Origin of the sequence: Kitasatospora sp. NPDC101155, assembly GCF_044768305.1 — a bacterium.
Lineage (GTDB): Bacteria > Actinomycetota > Actinomycetes > Streptomycetales > Streptomycetaceae > Kitasatospora.
Window position 1 is genome coordinate 56,080 of record NZ_JBIWPN010000006.1, and the last position, 23,893, is coordinate 79,972.

General features: G+C 71.8%; 15 protein-coding genes and 2 pseudogenes. 15 read left to right on the forward strand and 2 right to left on the reverse strand.

Annotated elements, in window-relative coordinates; genetic code table 11:
- Positions 1–629 (forward strand): annotated as a pseudogene (locus tag ACIRYZ_RS11115) (hypothetical protein); the annotation flags it as partial.
- Between the two features lie 6 nt (positions 630–635).
- Here the strand turns inward: ACIRYZ_RS11115 and ACIRYZ_RS11120 are convergent.
- The gene (locus tag ACIRYZ_RS11120) at positions 636–1,301 is read right to left on the reverse strand and encodes an HAD-IA family hydrolase (protein ID WP_402942176.1); all 666 of its coding nucleotides are present in this window, start codon (positions 1,299–1,301) and stop codon (positions 636–638) included.
- 73 nt (positions 1,302–1,374) lie between these two features.
- Positions 1,375–2,522, reverse strand: a pseudogene (locus ACIRYZ_RS11125) (dihydrofolate reductase family protein).
- Positions 2,523–2,698: 176 nt separating this feature from the next.
- Here ACIRYZ_RS11125 and ACIRYZ_RS11130 point away from each other — a divergent pair.
- The 14 genes from ACIRYZ_RS11130 to ACIRYZ_RS11195 all read left to right on the forward strand — a co-directional run bounded on the left by ACIRYZ_RS11130 (position 2,699) and on the right by ACIRYZ_RS11195 (position 23,853).
- Positions 2,699–3,517 (forward strand): methyltransferase domain-containing protein, encoded by an 819-nt coding sequence (locus tag ACIRYZ_RS11130; protein WP_402942177.1) that lies wholly within the window; start codon positions 2,699–2,701, stop codon positions 3,515–3,517.
- A 166-nt stretch (positions 3,518–3,683) separates the two neighbouring features.
- On the forward strand, positions 3,684–5,156 hold the full coding sequence (locus ACIRYZ_RS11135) for a DUF4190 domain-containing protein (protein ID WP_402942178.1): 1,473 nt from the start codon (positions 3,684–3,686) through the stop codon (positions 5,154–5,156).
- Positions 5,157–5,311: 155 nt separating this feature from the next.
- Positions 5,312–5,476, forward strand: coding sequence for a hypothetical protein (locus ACIRYZ_RS11140; RefSeq protein WP_387623676.1), 165 nt, complete (start codon positions 5,312–5,314; stop codon positions 5,474–5,476).
- Positions 5,477–5,486: 10 nt separating this feature from the next.
- The gene (locus tag ACIRYZ_RS11145) at positions 5,487–5,927 is read left to right on the forward strand and encodes an NUDIX domain-containing protein (protein WP_402942180.1); all 441 of its coding nucleotides are present in this window, start codon (positions 5,487–5,489) and stop codon (positions 5,925–5,927) included.
- A gap of 139 nt (positions 5,928–6,066) precedes the next feature.
- Positions 6,067–8,832, forward strand: coding sequence for a SpoIIE family protein phosphatase (locus tag ACIRYZ_RS11150; RefSeq protein ID WP_402942182.1), 2,766 nt, complete (start codon positions 6,067–6,069; stop codon positions 8,830–8,832).
- Positions 8,833–9,063: 231 nt separating this feature from the next.
- The gene (locus ACIRYZ_RS11155) at positions 9,064–11,640 is read left to right on the forward strand and encodes a SpoIIE family protein phosphatase (RefSeq protein ID WP_402942184.1); all 2,577 of its coding nucleotides are present in this window, start codon (positions 9,064–9,066) and stop codon (positions 11,638–11,640) included.
- A gap of 100 nt (positions 11,641–11,740) precedes the next feature.
- On the forward strand, positions 11,741–13,558 hold the full coding sequence (locus ACIRYZ_RS11160; protein WP_402942186.1) for an ABC transporter family substrate-binding protein: 1,818 nt from the start codon (positions 11,741–11,743) through the stop codon (positions 13,556–13,558).
- Between the two features lie 425 nt (positions 13,559–13,983).
- Complete coding sequence (typA, locus tag ACIRYZ_RS11165; protein ID WP_402942188.1) at positions 13,984–15,888, forward strand: translational GTPase TypA; 1,905 nt, start codon at positions 13,984–13,986, stop codon at positions 15,886–15,888.
- Positions 15,889–16,320: 432 nt separating this feature from the next.
- Positions 16,321–17,964 carry an ABC transporter substrate-binding protein gene (locus tag ACIRYZ_RS11170; protein WP_402942189.1) on the forward strand — a complete coding sequence of 548 codons (1,644 nt, stop codon included), beginning with the start codon at positions 16,321–16,323 and terminating at the stop codon, positions 17,962–17,964.
- 141 nt (positions 17,965–18,105) lie between these two features.
- The gene (locus ACIRYZ_RS11175) at positions 18,106–19,032 is read left to right on the forward strand and encodes an ABC transporter permease (RefSeq protein ID WP_402942190.1); all 927 of its coding nucleotides are present in this window, start codon (positions 18,106–18,108) and stop codon (positions 19,030–19,032) included.
- Positions 19,025–19,960 (forward strand): ABC transporter permease, encoded by a 936-nt coding sequence (locus ACIRYZ_RS11180; RefSeq protein WP_402942192.1) that lies wholly within the window; start codon positions 19,025–19,027, stop codon positions 19,958–19,960. The genes ACIRYZ_RS11175 and ACIRYZ_RS11180 overlap by 8 nt, the downstream gene beginning before the upstream one ends.
- Positions 19,961–19,979: 19 nt before the next feature.
- A complete protein-coding gene (locus ACIRYZ_RS11185) occupies positions 19,980–21,029 on the forward strand; it encodes an ABC transporter ATP-binding protein (protein ID WP_402942194.1) in 1,050 nt (349 codons plus the stop codon).
- Entirely contained in the window at positions 21,022–22,038 is a 1,017-nt protein-coding gene (locus ACIRYZ_RS11190) for an ABC transporter ATP-binding protein (protein ID WP_387629100.1), read from the forward strand. Before ACIRYZ_RS11185 ends, ACIRYZ_RS11190 begins: the two co-directional genes overlap by 8 nt.
- 189 nt (positions 22,039–22,227) lie before the next feature.
- On the forward strand, positions 22,228–23,853 hold the full coding sequence (locus ACIRYZ_RS11195; RefSeq protein ID WP_402942197.1) for an ABC transporter substrate-binding protein: 1,626 nt from the start codon (positions 22,228–22,230) through the stop codon (positions 23,851–23,853).
- Positions 23,854–23,893 lie beyond the last annotated feature (40 nt).

The window sequence follows — 23,893 nt, forward strand, 5'->3', positions numbered from 1 at the left end:
TGTTCTGGCTCGCCGTCCCGGCCGTGCGCGAGGTCTTCGGTACGGACGGTTCGCTGGAGCCGGTGGGGGAGCTGGTGCCGGGCACCTGGTACCTGGCGCTGGCGGCCCGCGGGGAGGCCCTGCTGGTCCAGCACGCGGACGGGGCTCAGGGGATCCTGCTCGACCGCGTCGGGATCCAGAACGGTTCGGAGGACGACGAGTTCGAGCTGTTCTGGCTCGCCGTCCCGGCCGTGCGCGAGGTCTTCGGTACGGACGGTTCGCTGGAGCCGGTGGGGGAGCTGGTGCCGGGCACCTGGTACCTGGCACTGGCAGCCGCCGAGAACGCCCTGCTGGTCCAACTCCCGGACGGTGCCAGGGGGTTGCTGCTGGACGTCAGCGGGATCCAGAAGGGCGTCGCGGACCGGCCGTACCTGCCTCCGGAGGGCCGGGACGACTTTGCGCCGTTCTGGTTCGCGGTGCCGGCGGTGCGCCGGCTCTTCGATGCGGACGGTTCGCCGGTGTCGGCGGGAGAGCTGGTGCCGGGTGAGTGGTACCTGGCGGTGGGAGAGCAGGCGGGCGTCCTGACGGTCCAACTCCCGGACGGCGCCCGATGGCTGCTGTTGAACTCCGGAGGCATCCAGCGCGGCTGAGCCCGACTAGGCCTGGACGGTGACCGTCACCACCCCGTCCGCGTCCGCCGTGACGGTGACCGCGGCGAGGGTCGCGGCGAGGGCGTCCGGGTGGTGGGCGGCGGCGCGGGGGCCGATGCCGATGACGCGCATGCCGGCCGCGCGGGCGGCGGCGATGCCGGCGCCGGAGTCCTCGAAGGCGAGGCAGTCGGCGGGGGCGTGGCCGAGGGCGGCGGCGCCCTTGAGGAAGCCCTCGGGGTCGGGCTTGCTGGCGCCGACCGACTCGGCGGTGACCAGGACGGGCGGCAGCGGCAGGTCGGCGGCGGCCATCCGGATCCGGGCGAGCGACTCGTCGGCGGAGGTGACCAGGGCGTGCGGCAGGTCGGCCAGGGCGGCGAGGAAGGCGGGGGCGCCGGGGACCGGGACGACGCCCTCGACGTCGGCGCGCTCCTCGGTGAGCATCTGCGCGTTCTCGGCGAGGTTGACCTCGACGGGGCGGTCCGGCAGCAGCACGGCCATGGTGGCGTGGCCCTGGCGGCCGTGGACGACGTGCATCACCTCGACGGGGTCGAGGCCGTGCCGCACGGCCCAGCGGCCCCAGCAGCGCTCGACCACGGCGTCGGAGTTGACCAGGGTGCCGTCCATGTCGAGGAGGAGGGCGCGGGCGGTCAGTCGGAGGGGGGTGGCGGGCATGGGGCGGCTCCTCGGGGAGAATGGCCGGCGCGGCCAGGAAGGCGAGCTCTTTGTTTCCAAATGATACAAAAGCTCAGTGGAGCAGATGGGCGTTGACCGCCCGGGCCTCCTCGGCCAGCTCCGGCAGCTCCACCACCTCGACCCCGGCCGCCTCCAGCAGGGCCGTGCCCTGGCAGTCGGTGACGAACAGGTCCGGCTCGCGCCAGGCGACCACCACCCGCGCCGCGCCCGCCGCGATGAGCAGCCGGGCGCACGGCACCGGCCGCGAGGCTCGCTGCCCGCAGGGCTCCAGGCTGCTGTAGACAGTCGCCCCGCGCAGCCGGGCGTCGCCCGCCGGGAGCTTGCCCAGGGCCGCCTCCTCGGCGTGGTCGTGCGCGTGCACCTCCCGGCTGAAGCCCTCCGCCAGCACCTCGCCGTCGGCGCCGACGATCACCGCGCCGACCGAGAAGGCCGTCTCGGAGGGCGGGCAGCGGCGGGAGAGCTCGACGGCCCGGCGCAGGTGGTCGAGGTCGGTGGTGGTGGGCTGGTTCACGGCGCGGGCTCCTTCGGGGCGTACCTCAACAGGACGACGTCGCCCACGGTACGTGCCTCCAGCAGGCGCATCCGCCGGGCCGGACCGCCCGGGAAGGCGGCCTGGCCGACGAACCGCGGCGCCCCGGCCTGGCCGACCAGTAGCGGGGCGACGGCCAGCTGGAGCTCGTCCGCCAGACCCCGGGCCAGGAACTGGGTGTGCACCCCGCTGCCCCCCTCGACCATCAGCCGGCGCACCCCGCGCGCGCCCAGGTCGTCCAGCACCGCGCCGAGGTCCACCGCGCCGCCGAGCGCGACCACCTCGGCGAGTCCGTCGAGCCGGGGCCGCAGCACCGCGGCCCCGGCGTCGGTGGTGTAGGCGAGCTTGGCGCCGCCGGTGTGCCAGAACCGCAGGTCGGCGTCGAGCGCCCCGCTCGCGCTGAGCGTCACCTTCAGCGGGTACTCCGGGTGCCCGGCGGCCACCCGGGCGGCCCGGCGCGTGGGGTCGTTGACCAGCAGGCGGGGGTTGTCGGCGCGCAGGGTGTTGCCGCCGACCAGGATCGCGTCGGCGGCCGCGCGCTCCTCGTCCACCCGGTCGAAGTCGGCGGCATTGGAGAGCAGCAGCCGGTCGGGGGAGGCGTCGTCGAGGTGGCCGTCGAGCGACACGGCGGCGCTGAGCAGGACGAAGGGGCGCTGGCCGGGGCCGGGCATGGGCGGGGACCGTTCTGTCGGGGGCGACTCCACGGTACGGCGGCGGGGTGTGGCGTGGCCCTGGAGGGGCCGGAATGTGAGACGGTTCTTCTCGCAATCCGGGATGGGGCGTAGCGTCGGAGCCGTCGCGCGAACGGAAGACCTGCCGGAACACCGACCACGCCCAGGGGGCCCTCATGCCCGGACCGCAGTCCGCCACCGTCTACACCCACGGTCATCAGGAGGCCGTGCTGCGCTCGCACCGCTCCCGGACCGCCGCCGACTCGGCCGCCTACCTGCTGCCCGAACTGCGGCCCGGCCAGGCCCTGTTGGACGTCGGCTGCGGGCCCGGCACGATCACCGCCGACCTGGCCGAACTGGTCGGCCCCACCGGGCGGGTGGTGGCCGTGGACACCTCCGCCGAGGTGCTGGAGCAGGCCGCCGGGTACGTCGCCGAGCGCGGCCTGTCCAACGTGGTGTTCGAGCTCGCGGACGTGCACCGACTGCCGTACCGGGACGGCGAGTTCGACGTCGTGCACGCCCACCAGGTGCTGCAGCACCTGGGCGATCCGGTGGACGCGCTGCGCGAGATGCGCCGGGTGACGGCGCCCGGCGGGGTGGTCGCGGCCCGGGACGCCGACTACGCCTCGATGACCTGGTTCCCCGAGGCGCCCGCGCTGGACCGCTGGCTGGAGCTGTACCGCTGCACCGCCCGCGTCAACGGCGGCGAGCCGGACGCCGGGCGGCGGCTGCTCTCCTGGGCCCGCGCGGCCGGCTTCACCGAGGTGGCTGCGAGCACCAGCACCTGGACGTACGCGACGGCCGAGCGCCGCGACTGGTGGGGCGGGATGTGGGCGGACCGGGTGACCGGCACGGCGTTCGGCCGGACAGCGGTGCAGCGGGGCTTCGCGGACCGGGCCGAGCTGGAGCGGATCGCGGCCGGCTGGCAGGAGTGGGGCGCCGCCGAGGACGGGTGGTTCTCGATGATCCACGGCGAGGTCCTGGCCCGCGGCTGAGCGGCGGGTCCGGTCGGGCGGTCGGGGGGTAGCGGTCGGGCGGGCGTTCGGAAAGATCGGGTAAAGTCGCGCAACCGTTCACCTCGGGCCCGTCCGGGTCCGAGCCACGGTGTCGAACGCCGCAACGCCGAGCTGACGCCCGCCCCGGCGGGTTGGGGGAGTCCACGTGTCCAAGCCTGAGTCCGAGCTGCCCGCCGCCTCGGGGCCGGACCCGCGGGTGGGCTTCCGCAAGGACTCGGGCCGTGCGGACGCCCAGGCTCCGGAGCGGCCCGCCGAGGTCGAGCCCACTGCCGTCCGGGCTGCTGCCGTCGAGCCCGCTCCCTTGGATCCCCCGGCCGCCGAGCCGGCCCCGGAACCGGAGTCCGCGCCCGAGCCGGCCCCGGCCCCGGCCCCCGAGCCCGTCGACCCCTGGGCCCCGCCCGCCGACCACCCTCCGCAGGCCGCCCCGCCGGCCTTGCCGGCTCCGCCCCAGCCGCCGCCCCCGCCGCTGCCCGCCGGAGGCTGGGCCACGGCGCCGTCGGCGGCGCAGTCCGGCCTCCGGCCCGGTCGGCCGTATCCGTATCCGTACCCGTACCCGTACGGTTCCGCGTCCCCGTACCACCCGAAGCCGGAGCAGCGCACCAACGGCTTCGCGGTCGGCTCGCTGGCGACCGGACTGAGCCTGCTCGCGCCGGTGGCCCTGGTGTTCGGGATCATCGCGCTGACCCAGATCAACCGCCGCAAGGAGCGCGGCCGCGGCATGGCGGTGACCGGTCTGGTGCTCGGGGTGGCCGGCACGGTGCTGCTGGCGCTCCTGGCGGGCGCGGGGGACTTCAGCTCCGCGCGGGACGGCCGGTACGCCCAGAAGCCCCCGCCGGGCTCGGTCCGCTGGTCCGCGCTGAAGGCCGGGGACTGCTACAACTCCCCGAACGGGAGCAGCACGACCGACGGGCCCGGCGACGAGACGGTGTACTGGGTGGGCCGCGTGCCCTGCTCGGACCCGCACCACGGCGAGGTGGCCGGTACCGCCAAGGTGCCCGAGAGCAAGGGCCCGTACCCGGGCGAGACCGCCATGCGCGAGCGGGCGGCCACGCTGTGCCGCACGGTGCTGGAGGACTACGCGCTCGACCAGTGGGCGGTGCCGGACGGCATGGACGACGTCTACCTCTACCCGACCTCGGGCAACTGGGCGGCCGGCGAACGGTACGTCACCTGCGCCTTCGAGGACCGGGGCGACCAGCACCTGGGGACGGTCCGCACCGACCGTGCCAACCTGACCGCCGCTCAGCTGGCCTACCTGGAGGCCGTCCGGGGCTTCAACAACACCTACACCGACGCGCCGAAGCAGGACGTCGGTGTCGCCGAGGCCGAGTGCCGGTCCTGGGCCCGGCGGATGGCCGCCGCCTCCCGGACCGAGGCCGCCGCCCTGCGCAAGCCGGCCACGGACTGGCCGGCCGACGTCCGGCCGACGGTCGAGAAGCTGGCCGAGGCGCAGACCCAGGCGGCCACCGCCTGGGACGCCGCGGCCGCCGGCGCCGACCTGTCGGGCGACCTGCCCCGGGCCCGGGCGCTGGTGGCCAAGACCGTGCCGATCAGCGTGGAGATCCGCCGCGCCCTGGGCCTGTCCACCGGCGAGCAGGTGCCCGACCTCCGGGTCTGAAACGCCCGGGCGAACACCCGGGCACATGGGTTACCCGCCGTTAACTCCGCCCGTACCTCCCGGTAGCGCGCCGCCCGTACGCTCGCTGCCATGTCCCCGGCCCGACCCCCACGCCGGCCGGGGACAGCCTCCCGTGCCGCCGGTACGCTCCCCTCATGGGCACCTTCCGGGTGATGCGGCAGGACGACAACGGCAACCGCTTCCTGGTCGCCAAGGGCCTGGACCGGGCCGAGGCGCAGCGGTTGGCGGCGGAGTTCGAGGCGCGCGGCCACAAGCAGCTGTACTGGGTCGAGTCCGAGGACGGGGACGCCGCGCCGTAGGGTCGGGGCCATGGACCAGACCGGTGAGACCCCCAGCGAGCCGCGGATCGTCGTCGGCGGTGCGCTGATCCACGGCGGCCGGGTGCTCGCCGCCCGACGCAGCGCGCCCGCGGCGGTGGCCGGGCGGTGGGAGTTCCCCGGTGGCAAGGCCGAGCCCGGGGAGACCGAGCCGCAGGCGCTGGAGCGGGAGCTGTTGGAGGAGCTGGGCGTACGGGCGCGGGCGCTGCGCCGGCTGCCCGGGGCATGGACCGTCCGGCCGGGCCTGGAGCTGCGGTTCTGGGCGGCCGAGCTGCTGGACGGCGAGCCGCGCCCGCTGGAGGACCACGACGAGCTGCGCTGGCTCGGCCCGGCCGAGCTGGACGGCGTGGACTGGATCGAGCACGACCGCGAGGTGCTGCCGTACGTCGCCGAGCTGCTGGTGGCCGCGGGCGACGCGCAAGCCGCCAGATAGGTCAATCGGACAAGACGACCCGGCAGCCGGGATAGCCTGGGTTCTGCTGGGTATGTCGCGTTTCGGCACTATTCGTCACCATCGGTGAGCCGTCCCAGCCGGCGACGCCGATCCCGACCCAGAGCCGGAGGCCCCGTCGGTGTCGACAACCGGGAACGGCGGCGGGGGAGCGCGGCGGGCAGGCTCCGCGGGAGGCGCCGCCGCCCGCGCCCGACTGCGCCGCGCCGTCCGTCCGGCCGCCCCGCAGCCGCCGTCCGGCCGCCGTCGCGCCGGCGCCCTCGCGGCCCCCGAGACGGCCCGGCCCGCCCGGCCCGTCCAGCTCGTCCAGCCCGCGCCGACCCTGGCCGTCCCCGAGCCCGGCACCCCGCCCGGCCAGCGCAGCCGCCCCGCGCGGCCCTTCCCCGGCGGGCCCGCCGACGCCGCGCGGGGCCTGGGCGCGCCGCCCGACGGCAGCCTGCTGGACATGCTCAAGGTCGCCAACGCGATCCTGGACACCGCGGGCCGGGTGGTGCTGTGGAGCCCGGCGGCCGAGGAACTGCTCGGCTGGCCGGGCGAGCTGCTGGTCGGTCGCCGGATCGACGGACTGATCCCGGACCACGCGCAGGTCGCCCGGATCCGGGCCGCGATCCAGGACACCCTGCACCACGGCCGCTGGGCGGGCAGCGTCGAACTGCGCGACCGGGACGGCCTGCCGGTCACCGTGGACGCCCGGATCTCCCTCCTGATGGACGGCGACGGCACCCCGTTCCTGCAGGCCAACATGGCCGAGACGGCCGCCGTCCGGGCCGTCGAGCGAGACCTCGCGGTGCGCGACGCGCTGTTCGAGCAGTCCCCGCTGGGCATCGCCATCCTGGACACCGACCTGCGCTACACCGCCGTCAACCGGACCCTCGCCGAGCTGAACGGCGTCGCCCCGGAGGACCACGTCGGCCGCACCACCGGCGAGACCCTGCCCGAGCGGGCCGCCGACGAGATCACCACGATCCAGCGCCAGGTGCTGGCCACCGGCGAGCCGGTCATCGACGTCACCCTCGCCTCCCCGGTCACCACCCGGCCCGGCTACCGCTCGATCTCCTACAGTCGGATGACCGACCGCTCCGGCCGGGTGCTCGGCATCTCCGGCACCGTGATGGACGTGACGGAGCGTTACCGGGCGGTCGCCAAGGTCGAGCACGCCCGGCGCCGGCTCTCGCTGCTCAACGAGTTCGGCTCCCGGGTCGGTGACCTGCTCGATGCCTCCCGGATCGCCCAGGAGCTCGCCAGCTCCGTGGTCCCCCGGCTGACCGACCACTCGGCGGTGATCCTGCTCCAGGCCGTCGCGCACGGTGACGACCTGCCCCGGCACGGCCACGACCGGCGCACCTCGCTGCTCCAGCTCGGCACCGCCTCCGTCCAGGACGGCCCCGAGGTCGAGGTGATGCTCCGGCGCGGCGCCCGGATCACCTTCGCCGAGGACTCCGCCTGCGGCCGGGTGCTGCGCACCGGCGTGCCCGAGCTGCTCTCCGGCGCCGACCAGCTGGACGAGGTGACCTACCCCGGCGACCCCAAGACGCAGGCCGCCCACGACCTGGGCGTGCACTCGATGCTGGTCGTCCCGCTGCGCGCCCGAGGCATCGTGATCGGCCTGCTGCTGGTCAGCCGGGCCGGCTACCGCGAGGGATTCGACCGGGACGACCTGGCCTTCACCGTCGAACTGGCCGACCGGGCCGGCAGCTCGCTGGACAACGCCCGCCTCTACGCCCGCGAGCGCACCGCCGCGCTCACCCTGCAGCGCACCCTGCTCCCGCAGCAGGTCCCGCAGCCCACCGGCGTCGAGGTCGCCTACCGCTACGTGCCCGGCAGCAGCGGCACCGAGGTCGGCGGCGACTGGTTCGACGTCATCCCGCTGCCCGGCGACCGCACCGCGCTGGTGGTCGGCGACGTGATGGGCCACGGCCTGCGGGCCGCCGCCACCATGGGTCGGCTGCGCACCGCCGTCCGGGTGCTGGCCGCCCTCGACCTGCCGCCCGACGTGCTCCTGCGGCACGTCCACGAGCTGGCCGACGACCTGGCCCAGGGCCCGGACGAGGCGCTGCTGGCCACCTGCGTCTACGCGGTCTTCGACCCGGGCACGGCGATGCTGACCGTCGCCAAGGCCGGGCACATCCCGCCGGTGCTGGTGGTGCCGGGCGAGGAGACCGTCGAGGAGCCGACCCACACCGGCGGCCCGCTGCCCGGCGGCGCCGGCCGGATCCTCGACCTGCCCTCCGGCGCCCCGCTCGGCGTGGGCGGTGTCCCGTTCGAATCCGTCGAACTGAAGATCCCCGAGGGCAGCCTGCTCGCGCTGTGCACCGACGGCCTGGTCGAGTCCCGGGACAAGGACCTGGACGTCGGCCTCGGCCGGCTGATCACCGTGCTCCAGGAGCCGCACGCCTCCATCCAGGCCGCCTGCGAGGCGGTGCTCGACACCATGGAGCAGGGCCGCGAACCGGACGACGTCGCCCTGCTGCTGGCCCGGCTCGGGCACGGCCAGGCCGGCACCCCGACGGCCGGCTGGACCCTGCCCGCCGAGCCCACCGCCGTCTCCCGGGCCCGCCGGCTGGTCCGCGCCGCGCTCGCCGAGTGGGGCGTCGAGGACCTCACCGACACCGCCGAACTGTTGGTCAGCGAGCTGGTCACGAACGCTGTCCGGTATGCCAGCGCCCCGATCGGGGTCCGGCTGACGCTCGGTGAGACACTGCTGGTCGAGATCTCCGATCCACTGCCCGACCCGCCCCGGGAGCGGCACGCGGCCGAGGCCGACGAGGGCGGCCGGGGCCTGGAGCTGGTCCACCGGCTGGCACTGCACTGGGGCGCCCGGGCCGAAGGGATCGGCAAGGTGGTCTGGTTCGAGCTGGACCTGCCGGGTAATGAGCTCGGCGAGTAGGACGCGAGTAGAACGCCAGGAGAGCGGTGCCGCATATGCCATCGGGAGCCTGGGGGGAGCGCGCGCTCCGGAAGGGGGCGCGGGCGTGGCATTGTGGTTGCGCGGGCGGTAGGACAAAAACCTTCGCCCGATCTGATGTTGTGATGTTGAGGGCGTGTGAACGTACCCCTCGATGATGAATACTCGGTCTTCTCGACATCCGGACGGTCGCGGGTTGGAGGGGTCGGTCCGTTGAACAGCACACCGGCGCGGAACGCGCCGAGCAGCAGCGGTCATGCCGCCGTACCCGGGCAGGCCGGCTCCGCGCACCTGCCCGGACCGGCGGCGCCGCCCGCCACCGGGCAGCGCCCCTGGGGCGCCGGCGACCCCGGCTCGATCTACGACTACATCCGGGTCGCCACCTTCGCGATCGGCCCCGACGGGCGGATCAGCCAGTGGAGCGAGCGCGCCGCCGAGTTCTTCGGCGTCCCCGCCGCCGAGGCCGTCGGCGCCGACCCGGTCTCCACCTTCGTGCCCCGCGAACTCTGGCAGCGCGGCCGCGCCCGGCTGGAGCGCACCCTGGCCGGAGAGGAGTGGGTCGGCACCACCCCCTACCGGGACGCCGCCGGCGGCGAGGGCCTCGCCGAGCTCTACCTGATGCCGGACAGCGCCCTGCCCACCGCGGGCGCCACCTGCCTGGCCGTCGACCTCGGCCGACTGCGCCGGATCGAGACCGACCTCGCCGCCTCCGAGGCCGTCTTCGGCCAGACGCCCACCGGCTTCGTGCTCTTCGACGACCGGCTGCGCCTCCAGCGGGTCAACGACGCCTTCGCCTCCGGCATGGGCCTGGTCCCCACCGACCTGGAGGGCCTCACCCCGCACGACCTCTTCCCGCCCTCCGAGGCCGACCGGCTCACCGCCGCTCTGCGCAAGGTCCTCGCCACCGGCGAACCCGTCTTCGACCTGCGCTTCCACAGCGCCGTCCCGACCCGCGAGGGCAACCGGCTCTGGGCCGTCTCGCTGTACCGGCTGAACGGCTCGGCCGGGCAGCCGATGGGCGTGGCCGGGCAGGTCTCCGACGTCACCAGCCGGCACGTCGCCGAGCGCGAGGCCGACGGTGTGCGCCGCAACCTCGCCCTGCTCAACGAGGCCAGCGCGCACATCGGCTCCACCCTCGACCTGGAGACCACCGCCAAGGAACTCCTGGACGTCGTCGTCCCGCCGTTCTGCGACCTCGCCACCGTCGACCTGTACACCGCGCTGCTCTCCGGCGAGACCGTCCCCAGCGCCGGCCGGCCCGGCGACACCGTGCTCACCGACGGCAGCGGCGAACTGCGCCGGGTCGCCGTCTCCAGCGTGCTCGGCGGCGCCTCCTCGGTGCTCGGCTCGGTCACCGGCCTGCCGATCGCCGAGGCCGGCGGCACCCTCTGTTACCCGCGCCGTTCCCCGCACGCCCGGGCACTGCGCACCGGCCGCAGTGTCGTCCCCGAGCCCGGCCGCGACCCGCTGCTGCGCTCCACCCTGATCGTCCCGCTGGTCGCCCGCGACCAGGTGCTCGGGCTGGTCCAGCTCTCCCGGGCGATCGGCAGCGAGCCCTTCGATGCCCGCGACGTGGCCATCGCCGAGGAACTCGTCGCCCGTGCCGCCGTCTGCATCGACAACGCCCGGCTCTACCGCCGCGAGCACGAGCGCGCGCTGATCCTCCAGCGCAGCCTGCTGCCCCCGGGCAACCCGGCCGCCAGCGGCCTGGAGATCGCCTGCCGCTACCTGCCCAGCAACAACAACACCGAGGTCGGCGGCGACTGGTTCGACGTCATCCCGCTGCCCGGCAACCGCACCGCCCTGGTCATCGGCGACGTGATGGGCCGCGGCCTGCGCGCCGCCGTCGCCATGGGGCAGCTGCGCACCGCCGTGCGGACCCTGGCGATGCTCGACCTGGAGCCCGGCGAGGTGCTCACCGCGCTGGACGAGATCGCCCGCGGCCTCGGCGACGACTCCGTCCCGGCCGGCCCACCCACCCCGTACGGCCGGCTCACCTCGACCGCCGACGAGGAGGCCCGCGAGGTCTACCTGGCGACCTGCGTCTACGCGGTCTACGACGCCGTCACCCGGCGCTGCTGGATCGCCAACGCCGGCCACCTGCCGCCCGTGCTGCTCACCCCCGGCGAGGGCGCCCGGATGCTCGACGTGCCGCCCGGCCTGCCGCTCGGCGTCGGCGGCGAGCCCTTCGAGGAGGTCGAGGTGGACCTCCCGGACGGCGCCGTGCTCGGCCTCTACACCGACGGCCTGGTGGAGAGCCGCAAGCACCAGCTGGACGAGGGCCTGCGCGCCTTCCGGGCCGCCCTCTCCGCCGAGGGCAAGGCCCTGGAGGACCTCTGCGACCACGTCCTCGGCGAGCTCAACCCGCACCACGGCGAGGACGACATCGCGCTGCTGATGGCCAAGGTGCACGCCTTCCCCGAGGACGCCGTCGGCAACTGGTTCCTGCCCCCCGAGCCCACCTCGGTCGCCAAGGCCCGCGAGCTGGCCTGCAGCTGGCTGCTCTCCCGGGGCCTGGAGGAACTGGTCGACACCACCGAACTGCTGGTCAGCGAGCTGGTCACGAACGCGCTCAAGCACGGGCGGGGCGAGATCCGGTTGCGGCTGCTGCGCGAGCGCACCATGGTCTGCGAGGTCTGGGACGACGGCTACGCCCAGCCCCGGCAGCGGCGCGCCCAGGAGACCGACGAGGGCGGGCGAGGTCTGCAGCTGGTCAGTCTGCTGGCCGAACGCTGGGGCAGCCGGCGCACGCCCAAGGGCAAGATCGTCTGGTTCGAGCTGGCGCTGTAGCGGTGGCGAGGCCGTAAGGCTGGGCCGTACGGGTGCAGTCGCCCGGCTGCCCGCCGTGTCGGCGCGGGCCGGGCCGTCCGGGCGGCGTTGCATGTCCGCCATGCGCGTCCGCCAGCTCACCGCCGCAGCCATCGCCCTGCTGCTCGCCGCCGGCCTCGGCGGCTGCTCCGACGACCCGGCCCCGGCCCATACCGCCGAGCCCGCACCGGCCTCGGCCGACCCCACCGCCACCACCGGGGACGTCCGGCCCGCCGACCGCAACGACGTCGAGAACGGCGGCACGCTGCGCTGGGCGATGGACGGTTTGCCGCCCACGCTGAACGTCTACCAGAGCGACGCGAACGCCGACTCGGCGCTGCTCGCCCACGCGCTGTACCCCTCGCTGTTCCGGCCCGACGAGCACGGGCGGCTCGTCCCCGACCCGGACTACCTGGCCGGCGCCGAGTCCACCCCGCCCGGGCAGCAGCCGCAGGTGGTCACCTACCGGTTCAACCCGCACGCCGTCTGGAGCGACGGCACCCATCTGTCGGCCGCCGACCTCACCGCCCAGCAGGCCGCCCTGTCCGGGCTGGACCCGGCCTACCGGAGCGCACACCCGGCCGGGTACGACGCCATCGAGTCGATCACCGAGGGCGCCGGCCCGTACGAGGTCAAGGTGACCTTCCGGCGGCCGTACGCCGAGTGGCGCGCGCTGTTCGGACCGCTCTACCCGGCCGCCGAGACCTCCACGGCGGCGGCCTTCAACCGGGCGCTCACCGGCGGCGGCCACCTGACCGCCGGGCCGTACACCTTCTCCCGGTACGACGCGAAGGACAGACGGATCACCATGGTGAGCAACCAGCTCTGGTGGGGGGACCTGCCGAAGACCGACCGGATCGACTTCGTGGTCACGCCGCCCGAGCAGCGGTTGGACGCGCTGGACCAGGACCTGCTGGACGTCGCCCCGCTGACCGTGGCGGTGGACCGGGCGGTGCCGGTCGCTCCCACGGCAAGCCCCTCGGCGGGCACCGGTCCGGCCGCCCCGCCCGCCCCGCCCGCCGCCGCGGACGCAGGGGCGCCCGAGGCGGCGGCGCTTGCGCTGCGGCGGGCCGAGTCGCTGCCCGGGATCACCGTGCACCGGGCCGCCGCCGCCTCGCTCACCGAGCTCACCGTCAACGCCGCCCGCGGCCCGCTCAGCGATTCGACGGTCCGGCGGGCGCTGGCCCGGGCGGTCGACCGGCGGCGGATCGCCGAGGCCGTGCTCGGCCCGCTCGGGCTGCCCGGCGCCCCGCTCGGCAGCCACCTGCTCACGGGGGACCAGGAGGGCTACCGCGACAACAGCGCCGCGGTCGGCCCGGCGGAGGCCGGTGAGCTGCTGGACGAGGCGGGCTGGAAGCGGCCGAACGGCGGCACCCGGGTCAAGGACGGCAAGGAGCTCGCCCTCACCCTGCTCGTCCCGGCCGGCTCGGCGACCGCCAAGCGCACCGCCGACGCGCTCACCGCCTCCCTCGCCGAGTCCGGCATCGCGGTGAAGACGCAGGCCGCGCCCGCCGAGACCTTCGTCAAGGACCACCTCGCGGCCGGGGACTACGACCTCGCCCTGTTCTCCTGGCCGGCCGGCCCCAGCCCGGCGGGCGAGCAGCGCGCCGCCTACGCCAAGCCCCGGCCGGACGCCAGCGGCACGCCCGACCCGGGCACCAACTACGGCCGCAGCGGCACCGAGGAGATCGACCGGCTGTTCGACCGGGCGGCCGCCGAACTCGACCCGGCGGCCCGGCTGGACCTGCTGCAGGAGGCGGACGTGCGGATCTGGCAGCTCGGGCACTCGGTGCCGCTCTACCAGCGGCCGGAGCTGGTGGGTGTGCGGACCGGAGTGGCCGGGGTCGGCGCCTGGGGCTTCGGGTGGCCCCGGTTCCAGGACGTCGGCTGGAGCCGCTAGAGCTCGGCGGGCTGCGGCTCCAGCAGGCGCTCGACGTCGGCGATCCGGGCCAGCTCGGGGCACTCCTTACGGGCCCGGGCGAGCGCCTCGGGGGCTTCCTCGGGGCGTCCGGCCGCGATGAGGGCCGCGGCCAGGCTGCAGGAGGCCAGGGCGGAGGCGTTGGATCACGAACGGAAGAGTGTCGGAGCCTGGCCGCCGGGTGAAGAGTGCGTGACCCAGCTGTGATCTTGATCCCGCCCGACCTGCTCGTTTCCGCCCACCTGGGTGCTTCCCCGTACGATAGGAGGAAGCCGAGGCATGTCCATATGCCCGGCGGGTGGACCGGTAGTAGCAGGCGGAACGGGTGGCAGCGGCCGACAGGGGCCGCAAGTGCGCGTCTCGCGGCCGGGCGCCGTAACCCACGATTCCGGGAGAATCCGCTAGGCATGCCCACGCGCAACGATATCCGTAACGTCGCCATCGTCGCCCACGTCGACCACGGCAAGACCACGCTGGTCGACGCCATGCTGAAGCAGGCCGGCGCCTTCGCCGCCCACCAGCAGCTCGACGACCGGATGATGGACTCGAACGACCTGGAGCGCGAGAAGGGCATCACCATTCTCGCGAAGAACACCGCGGTCAAGTACCACCCCAAGGACGGTGGCGCGCCGATCACCATCAACATCATCGACACCCCGGGCCACGCCGACTTCGGTGGCGAGGTCGAGCGCGGTCTGTCGATGGTGGACGCGGTCGTGCTGCTGGTCGACGCCTCCGAGGGCCCGCTGCCGCAGACCCGCTTCGTGCTGCGCAAGGCGCTCGCCCAGCGTCTGCCCGTCATCCTGTGCATCAACAAGACCGACCGTCCGGACTCCCGGATCGACGAGGTCATCAACGAGACCTACGACCTGTTCCTGGACCTGGACGCGGACGAGGAGCAGATCGAGTTCCCGATCGTCTACGCCTGCGCCCGTGACGGCGTCGCCTCGCTGACCAAGCCGGAGAACGGCACCGTTCCCGCGGACAGCACCAACCTGGAGCCGTTCTTCTCCACCCTGCTGGAGCACGTCCCGGCCCCCAGCTACGACGAGGACGCCCCGCTCCAGGCCCACGTCACCAACCTGGACGCCGACAACTTCCTCGGCCGCATCGCGCTGCTGCGCGTCGAGCAGGGCGAGCTGCGCAAGGGCCAGACCGTGGCCTGGATCAAGCGCGACGGCTCGATCCAGAACGTCCGCATCTCCGAGCTGCTGATGACCGAGGCGCTCACCCGCAAGCCGGCCGAGGTGGCGGGCCCCGGTGACATCTGCGCCGTCGCCGGCATCGGCGACATCATGATCGGCGAGACCCTGGCCGACCCGGAGAACCCGATCGCCCTGCCGCTGATCACGGTGGACGAGCCGGCCATCTCGATGACCATCGGCACCAACACCTCGCCGCTGGTCGGCCGCGGCGGCTCCGGCAAGGGCGCCGACGCCAAGGCCGGCGTCAAGGTGGATCGCAAGGTCACCGCCCGCCAGGTGAAGGACCGCCTGGACCGCGAGCTGATCGGTAACGTCTCGCTGCGCGTCCTGGACACCGAGCGCCCGGACGCCTGGGAGGTGCAGGGCCGCGGTGAGCTGGCGCTGGCCATCCTGATCGAGACCATGCGCCGCGAGGGCTTCGAGCTGACCGTCGGCAAGCCGCAGGTGGTCACCAAGGAGGTCAACGGCAAGACCCACGAGCCGGTCGAGCGCCTCACCGTGGACGTCCCCGAGGAGCACATGGGTGCCGTCACCCAGCTCATGGGCGTCCGCAAGGGCCGGATGGACAACATGTCCAACCACGGCTCGGGCTGGGTCCGGATGGAGTTCGTCGTGCCGTCCCGCGGCCTGATCGGCTTCCGCACCGAGTTCCTCACCAACACCCGCGGCACCGGCATCGCCCACTCGATCCACGAGGGCCACGAGCCGTGGTTCGGCCAGCTGACCACCCGCAACAACGGCTCGCTGGTCGCCGACCGCGCCGGTGTGGTCACCGCCTTCGCGATGACCAACCTCCAGGAGCGCGGTGTGCTCTTCTGCGAGCCGGGCACCGAGGTGTACGAGGGCATGATCGTCGGTGAGAACTCGCGCGCCGACGACATGGACGTGAACATCACCAAGGAGAAGAAGCTCACCAACATGCGTTCCTCGAACGCTGACGTGGCCGAGTCGATCGTCCCGCCGCGCAAGCTCTCGCTGGAGCAGTCGCTGGAGTTCTGCCGCGAGGACGAGTGCATCGAGGTGACCCCGGAGACGGTTCGCATCCGTAAGGTCGTCCTGGACCAGAAGGACCGCGGGCGTACCGCCTCGCGCGCCAAGAAGGCGTGATCCGGACGCTCTGAACGGCCATTGGCCGGATTGTTTCGCCCCCCTTTCCGATTGGAGAGGGGGGCGAACTTTTTCAACTACTCCAAGTTGTCGGGGCCGGTATTAACGGAATAACGCTCATCACACCCGAGTGTCCGCTGAGCGGACGCGACGGTTCGTCATGCATGACGACTGTCCGTTTGATACCTGTCTGGCTATGTCTCAAATGTCCGGTTTTCGAAACTTACCGACTGTTCATGTGACCTAATTGAGATCGTCACTGGTCACTTTCGTGTCCGTGCGTGACGGATAGTGGAGCCAGTCAGGCTCGGGTCAAGGGTGAACGCGCAGGGGTGCGCGCCGAAACCACGAGCGCGGACGGCATTGCGGACCCGGTGACAACCGTTCCGTGGTGCCCTCCCCGTCGCAACGTCGAATTCAGGAGGCACACCGATGCGTGGTGTGAGCCAGGCCAAGTGGGTTGTCGCAGCGGTTGCTGTCGCGCTCGCCGCGACTGCTTGTAGCAGCAGTGGCAGCAGCGACACCTCCGGTGGGAGCTCGGACGGCGCCGCGGTCAACCCCGCGGGCGTCTTCAGCTACCAGAGCGCCGAGCCCCAGCGCCCGCTGCAGCCGGCCAACGCCATGGAGAACCAGGGCGGCCGTATCGTCAAGCAGCTCTTCACGGGCCTCGTCGACTACGACCCCGCGACCGGTGCCCTGCGCAACCAGGTGGCCGACAAGATCGAGACCACCGACGCCAAGAACTACACCGTCACCCTGAAGTCCGGCTGGACCTTCCACGACGGCACCCCGGTCACCGCCAAGTCCTTCGTGGACTCCTGGAACTGGTCGGCCAACCCGGCGAACAACCAGATCAACTCGGACTGGTTCTCCGACATCGCGGGCTACGACGCCGTCCACCCGGACAAGGGCGACCCGACCGCCAAGGAAATGTCCGGCCTGAAGGTCGTCGACGACACCCACTTCACCGTCGAACTGACGGCCCCCGTCTCGTACTTCACGTACAAGCTGGGCTACTCGGCCTTCTTCCCGCTGCCCACCGGGTTCTTCACCGACCCCAAGGGCTACGGCGAGAAGCCGGTCGGCAACGGCCCCTACAAGTTCGTCTCGTGGGAGCACAACAAGGCCGTCACCCTGGCCGCCTACGACAAGTACGCGGGCAGCAACAAGCCGAAGAACGGCGGGATCGTCTTCCGCAGCTACACCTCGCCCGAGGCCGCGTACAAGGACCTGATGTCCGACACGCTGGACGTCCTGGACCAGGTCGACTCGACCGACCTGCCGAAGTACAAGGATGACCTGGGCAAGCGCGCCGTCGACCAGGCGCAGGGTGCGATCCAGAACATCTCGTTCGCGCTGTACAACGCGGACTGGAGCGACCCGGCCAAGGCCAAGGTCCGCCAGGGCCTGTCGATGGCGATCGACCGCGACACCATCACCAAGACCGTGCTGAACAGCAGCCGCCAGCCCGCCGACTCGTTCGTGGCGCCGGGCGTCATGGGCTACAAGGCCGGCACCTGCGGCGACGCCTGCAAGTACGACCCGGCCAAGGCCAAGCAGCTGATCCAGGAGGGCGGCGGCGTCCCGGGCAACAAGATCACCATCCTCTACAACTCCGACGGTGGTCACAAGGAGTGGGTGGACGCGGTCTGCAACTCGATCCGCCAGGCCACCGGCGTCGAGTGCCTCGGCGACCCGAAGCCGGACTTCAAGACCTCTCGTGACATCATCACGAAGAAGCAGGTCCCGAGCATGATGCGGACCGGCTGGGTGCAGGACTACCCGCTGAACGCCAACTTCCTGCGGGACGTCTACGGCACCGGTGCCGCCGCGAACGACGGCGGCTACTCCAGCAAGGAGTTCGACGACCTGGCCCACCAGGCCGACGCGGCCACCTCGGTCGAGAAGACCGCGGACCTCTACCAGCAGGCCGAGGCCGTTCTGGCCAAGGACATGCCGCAGATCCCGCTCTGGTACTACAAGACCAACTCGGGCTACTCCAACAACGTTCAGAACGTGAAGTTCAACTCCTTCGGCGACCCGGTCTACACCGACGTCGAGGTCAAGAAGAAGTAATCGGTCGGCACCGCCTGACCCGGTGACAACGGCCGGTGCCCGTCCCATCCCCACAAGGGCGAGGACTGGCACCGGCCGTTGGCACGCCGACTTATCTCTGGCCGGGTTGACGGGCCCGGCAGAGTCATACATGGAGGCACGATGGGGCGCTTTGTCGCGAGGCGACTGCTCCAGATGATCCCGGTGTTCCTCGGAACGACCGCACTCATCTTTTTCATGGTGCACTTGCTGCCCGGTGACCCGCTGGCAGCGCTGTGGGGCGACAAGGCGCCGGACCCGGTGCAGCTCGCTGTTCTGAGGCACCAGCAGCACTTTGACGAGCCGCTGATCCAGCAGTACCTCGACTACATGGGGGGCCTGTTCACCGGCGACTTCGGCAAGGCCCTGGACGGACGTCCGGTGCTCGACAAGATCACCGAGGCACTGCCGGTCACGGTCCAGCTGGCGCTGCTCGCGTTCAGCATCGAGATCGTGCTGGGCATCGGCATCGGCCTGTTCGCCGGTCTGCGTCGCGGCAAGATCTTCGACAAGAGCGCCCTGATCTTCACCCTGCTGCTGATCTCGATCCCGGTCCCGGTGCTGGGCTTCCTGTTCCAGACGATCTTCGGCATCAACCTCAAGTGGGTTAAGCCGACCGTCCAGGACAGCACCGACATCACCCAGCTGCTGCTGCCGGCCATCGTGCTCGGCTCGCTGTCGCTGGCCTACGTCGCGCGCCTCACCCGTACCTCCATCGCCGAGAACATCAAGGCCGACTACGTGCGCACCGCGGTGGCCAAGGGCCTGCCGCGCCGCAGGGTCATCGGCACCCACCTGCTGCGCAACTCGCTGATCCCTGTGGTCACCTTCCTCGGCACCGACCTCGGCGCCCTGATGGGCGGCGCGATCGTCACCGAGGGCATCTTCAACGTCCAGGGTGTCGGCCACGCGCTCTACCAAGCGATCAACATGAAGGAGGGCGCGACCGTCTCCGGTTTCGTGGCCTTCCTCGTGATCGTCTACCTGGCCGCCGGCCTGATCGTCGACCTGCTTTACGCGGTCCTGGACCCGAGGATCCGTTATGCCTGACCTGACCAAGACGGCCGAGGAGACCCCGGCCCAGCCCGCCGTCGTGGCGGCCGCCAAGCCCGAGAAGGCCCGCAGCCTCGGCTCCGACGCCTGGCACGACCTGCGCCGCAAGCCGATCTTCGTGATCTCCGCGCTGCTCATCCTGCTGCTGATCGTCATCGCGATCGCGCCGGGCCTGTTCACCTCGGTGGACCCGAGGGCCGGCGACCTGCGCGACCACTTCCACACGCCGCCGAACTACAGTCACTTCTTCGAGGCGGACTGGTTCGGTTACGACGGTCAGGGCCGCAGCATCTACGCCCGCGTCCTCTACGGCGCCCGCGCCTCGGTCGTGGTCGGCATCTGCGTCACCCTCGGTACGACCATCCTCGGTGGCATCTTCGGCATGCTCGCCGGTTACTTCGGCGGCTGGGTCGACACGATCATCTCCCGCATCACCGACATCTTCTTCGGCATACCGCTGCTGCTCGGCTCGCTGGTGATCCTCAACGCCTTCGCCACGCGCACCATCTGGAGCGTGGTCTTCGCCCTGGTCGCCCTGGGCTGGACCCAGATGACCCGTGTCATGCGCGGTTCGGTGATCACGGTCAAGCAGGCCGACTTCGTGACGGCGGCCAAGGCGCTCGGCGCCAGCACCGGCCGGATCATGTTCCGGCACATCCTGCCGAACGCGATCGCCCCGGTGATCGTGGTCGCCACCATCTCCCTCGGCGGCTACATCGCCCTGGAGGCGACGCTGAGCTTCCTGGGCATCGGTCTGCAGGACCCGACCATCTCCTGGGGCATCGACATCGACTCGGCCCAGAAGCTGATCCGTACGGCGCCGTTCGCCCTGTTCTTCCCGGCAGGCATGCTGAGCATCACCGTGCTGGCCTTCATCATGCTCGGCGACGCGGTGCGCGACGCCCTCGACCCGAAGCTCCGCTGAGAGAAGAGGTGACGACCCGATGACCACCGTGATCGAGAGCAACCAGAAGAGCGATCGTCTCGAAGTCGGAACCCCGCTCCTGGAGGTCAAGGACCTCCACGTGGAGTTCCACACCCGGGACGGCATCGCCAAGGCCGTGAACGGCGTCAACTACTCCGTCGCTGCCGGCGAGACCCTCGCCGTGCTCGGCGAGTCCGGCTCCGGCAAGTCCGTGACGGCGCAGACCATCATGGGCATCCTGGACATGCCCCCGGGCAAGGTGACCCAGGGCGAGATCCTGTACCGCGGCCAGGACATGCTCAAGATGAGCAACGAGGAGCGGCGCAAGATCCGCGGCCGGAAGATCGCGATGATCTTCCAGGACGCGCTGTCGGCCCTCAACCCCGTGCTCAGCGTCGGCTACCAGCTCGGCGAGATGTTCCGGGTGCACCAGGGCGCCTCCAAGGCCGAGGCGAAGGCCAAGGCCATCGAGCTGATGGACCGGGTGCGCATCCCCGCTGCCAAGCAGCGCGTGGGCGACTACCCGCACCAGTTCTCCGGCGGCATGCGCCAGCGCATCATGATCGCCATGGCGCTGTCGCTGCAGCCCGACCTGATCATCGCCGACGAGCCCACCACCGCCCTGGACGTCACCGTCCAGGCCCAGGTGATGGACCTGCTCGCGGAACTGCAGGCCGAGTACAACATGGGTCTGATCCTGATCACCCACGACCTCGGCGTGGTCGCCGACGTCGCGGACAAGATCGCCGTGATGTACGCGGGCCGGATCGTCGAGACCGCCCCGGTGCACGACCTGTACGCGAACCCCGCGCACCCGTACACCAAGGGCCTGCTCCGCTCGATCCCGCGCCTGGACCAGAAGGGCCAGGAGCTGTACGCGATCAAGGGCCTGCCCCCGAACCTGCTGAAGGTCCCGGCCGGTTGCGCGTTCAACCCCCGCTGCGATGTCGCCACCGACCTGTGCCGCACGGAGATCCCGGCGCTGCATCACGTGACCGGCAAGGACGGCGAGGAGCTCACCGGCCGCCGCAGCGCGTGCCACCTTTGGAAGGAGACCCTCCATGGCTGAGAACATCCTGGAGGTCAAGGACCTGGTCAAGCACTACCCGCTGAGCCAGGGCATCCTGTTCAAGAAGCAGATCGGCGCGGTCAAGGCCGTCGACGGCATCAGCTTCGACCTGAAGAAGGGTGAGACGCTCGGCATCGTCGGCGAGTCCGGCTGTGGCAAGTCCACGCTGGCCAAGGTGCTGATGAACCTGGAGCGGGCCACCTCCGGCCAGGTGCTGTTCAAGGGCGAGGACATCTCCAAGCTGAGCGGCTCGGCTCTCAAGGCCGTCCGCCGGAACATCCAGATGGTGTTCCAGGACCCGTACACCTCGCTGAACCCGCGCATGACGGTCGGCGACATCATCGGGGAGCCCTTCGAGATCCACCCCGAGGTGGCGCCCAAGGGCGACCGCCGCAAGGCCGTCCAGGACCTGCTGGATGTCGTGGGTCTGAACCCGGAGTACATCAACCGGTACCCGCACCAGTTCTCCGGCGGTCAGCGCCAGCGCATCGGCATCGCCCGCGGTCTCGCGCTCAAGCCCGAGATCATCATCTGCGACGAGCCGGTCTCCGCCCTGGACGTTTCCGTTCAGGCGCAGGTCATCAACCTGCTGGAGCAGCTGCAGGGTGAGTTCGGCCTGTCGTACATGTTCATCGCGCACGACCTCTCCATCGTCCGGCACATCTCCGACCGCGTCGGCGTGATGTACCTGGGCAAGATGGTCGAGATCGGCTCCGACGAGCAGATCTACGAGAACGCCACCCACCCGTACACCCAGGCGCTGCTGTCGGCCGTACCGGTGCCGGACCCGACGGCGCGCGAGTCCCGCGAGCGGATCATCCTCACCGGTGACATCCCCTCGCCGGCCAACCCGCCGTCCGGCTGCCGCTTCCGCACCCGCTGCTGGAAGGCGGAGGACCGCTGCGCGGAGGAGATCCCGCTGCTGGCGATCCCGACCACGCTGGAGGGCCCGGCCGCGCACGAGTCGGCCTGCCACTTCGCCGAGGTCCGGGAGTCGGCCGCGGCCTGACCTCTCCCGGCGTCCCAGGAAGGGCCCGCGGCTTCGGCCGCGGGCCCTTCCGGCATTCGGTCAATCCGGCACTGCGTCAACCCCGCAGGGGGTTACGGCACTCGTCCGGGTGCACCCGGCTCGCGCCGTCGCCGGGGCACGCTTCTCATGGGGTGTGATGCGAAACACACCCGATGAGGAGGGACCTCCATGCCCGTAGCCGCCCGTGCTCGCCTGGTCCTCGCCGCTGCGACGTCCGTGGTCCTGGTGGCCACCGGGTGCGGCGGCGGCGGAGGAGGCGGTGGCACCAGCTCGTCGAACGCCACCAAGACGTTCAGCTACCAGAGCAGTGAGCCGCAGAACCCGCTTCAGCCCGCCAACGCGAACGAGGTCGGCGGCGGTCGCATCATCCAGAACCTCTTCAAGGGGCTGGTGGACTACGACCCCAGCACCGCGAAGATCCGGCTGCAGGCCGCGGACAAGATCGACACCAGCGACTCGCAGACCTTCAACGTCACCCTGAAGGACGGCTGGAAGTTCCACGACGGCACCCCGGTGCACGCCAAGAACTTCGTGGACGCCTGGAACTGGGGCGCCAACCCGGCCAACGCCCAGATCAACAGCTCCTGGTTCTCCGACATCGAGGGCTACCAGGACGTCCACCCGGCCGGCGGGAAGCCCACCACGGACAAGATGTCCGGACTGACCGTCACGGACGACCTGCACTTCACCGTCAAGCTGAGCCACAAGGTCTCGTACTTCGAGTACAAGCTCGGCTACATCGCCTTCTCACCGCTGCCGGACGGCTTCTTCAAGGACCCGAACGGGTACGGGCAGAAGCCGGTGGGCAACGGCCCGTACCAGTTCGTCAGCTGGTCCCACAACACCGAGGTGGTCACCAAGTCCTTCCCGGACTACCAGGGCGTGGACAAGCCGAAGAACGGCGGCATCGTCTTCAAGATGTACACCACGTCCGAGGCCGCCTACGCGGACCTGCAGTCCAGCAACCTGGACGTGATGGACCAGGTGCCGCCGTCCGCGCTGGCGACGTACAAGAACGACCTCGGCGACCGGGCCATCGACGCCCCGCAGGGCGCGATCCAGAACATCGGCTTCACGCTCTACCAGGCCGACTGGTCCTCCCCGGACAAGGCCAAGGTGCGCCAGGGCCTGTCGATGGCGATCGACCGCGACACCATCACCAAGACCGTGCTGCAGGGCTCCCGCAAGCCGGCCAGCGCCTGGGTGGCCGAGGGCGTCGAGGGCTACAAGGAAGGCGCCTGCGGCGACTACTGCAAGTTCGACCCGGCCAAGGCCAAGCAGCTGATCCAGCAGGGCGGCGGCGTCCCCGGCAACAAGCTGCTGATCACCTACAACGCGGACGGCGGCCACAAGGAGTGGGTGGACGCGGTCTGCAACTCGATCCGGCAGAACACCGGCGTCGACTGCCTGGGCGACCCGAAGCCGGACTTCAAGACCGCGCGCGCGGCGATCACCACGCACCAGCTCAACGGCGCCTTCCGCACCGGCTGGGTGCAGGACTACCCGCTGAACGCCAACTTCCTGGCCGACGTGTACCGCACCGGCGCCGCCTCCAACGACTTCGGGTACAGCAACCCGCAGTTCGACGACGCGGCCACCAAGGCCGACGAGGCCCCCAGCGTCGCCGCCACCGTGACCGGCTACCAGCAGGCCGAGGCCGTGCTGCCGAGCGGCATGCCGGCCATCCCGCTCTGGTACTACCGCACCAACTCGGGCTACTCGAGCAAGGTGCAGAACGTGAAGTTCGACTCCTTCGGCAACCCGGCCTGGACCCAGGTCGAGGTCAAGGGCTGATCTCCTGCGGCCCGCCCGGCGGCGGGCCCGCACCCCCGGG

Excerpts from the sequence above, each read along its gene's own strand:
- ACIRYZ_RS11120 (WP_402942176.1), bottom strand. The coding sequence starts at position 1,301 with ATGCCCGCCACCCCCCTCCGACTGACCGCCCGCGCCCTCCTCCTCGAC.
- ACIRYZ_RS11130 (WP_402942177.1), top strand. The coding sequence starts at position 2,699 with ATGCCCGGACCGCAGTCCGCCACCGTCTACACCCACGGTCATCAGGAG.
- ACIRYZ_RS11140 (WP_387623676.1), top strand. The coding sequence starts at position 5,312 with ATGGGCACCTTCCGGGTGATGCGGCAGGACGACAACGGCAACCGCTTC.
- ACIRYZ_RS11145 (WP_402942180.1), top strand. The coding sequence starts at position 5,487 with ATGGACCAGACCGGTGAGACCCCCAGCGAGCCGCGGATCGTCGTCGGC.
- ACIRYZ_RS11160 (WP_402942186.1), top strand. The coding sequence starts at position 11,741 with ATGCGCGTCCGCCAGCTCACCGCCGCAGCCATCGCCCTGCTGCTCGCC.
- typA (WP_402942188.1), top strand. The coding sequence starts at position 13,984 with ATGCCCACGCGCAACGATATCCGTAACGTCGCCATCGTCGCCCACGTC.
- ACIRYZ_RS11170 (WP_402942189.1), top strand. The coding sequence starts at position 16,321 with ATGCGTGGTGTGAGCCAGGCCAAGTGGGTTGTCGCAGCGGTTGCTGTC.
- ACIRYZ_RS11175 (WP_402942190.1), top strand. The coding sequence starts at position 18,106 with ATGGGGCGCTTTGTCGCGAGGCGACTGCTCCAGATGATCCCGGTGTTC.
- ACIRYZ_RS11180 (WP_402942192.1), top strand. The coding sequence starts at position 19,025 with ATGCCTGACCTGACCAAGACGGCCGAGGAGACCCCGGCCCAGCCCGCC.
- ACIRYZ_RS11185 (WP_402942194.1), top strand. The coding sequence starts at position 19,980 with ATGACCACCGTGATCGAGAGCAACCAGAAGAGCGATCGTCTCGAAGTC.
- ACIRYZ_RS11190 (WP_387629100.1), top strand. The coding sequence starts at position 21,022 with ATGGCTGAGAACATCCTGGAGGTCAAGGACCTGGTCAAGCACTACCCG.
- ACIRYZ_RS11195 (WP_402942197.1), top strand. The coding sequence starts at position 22,228 with ATGCCCGTAGCCGCCCGTGCTCGCCTGGTCCTCGCCGCTGCGACGTCC.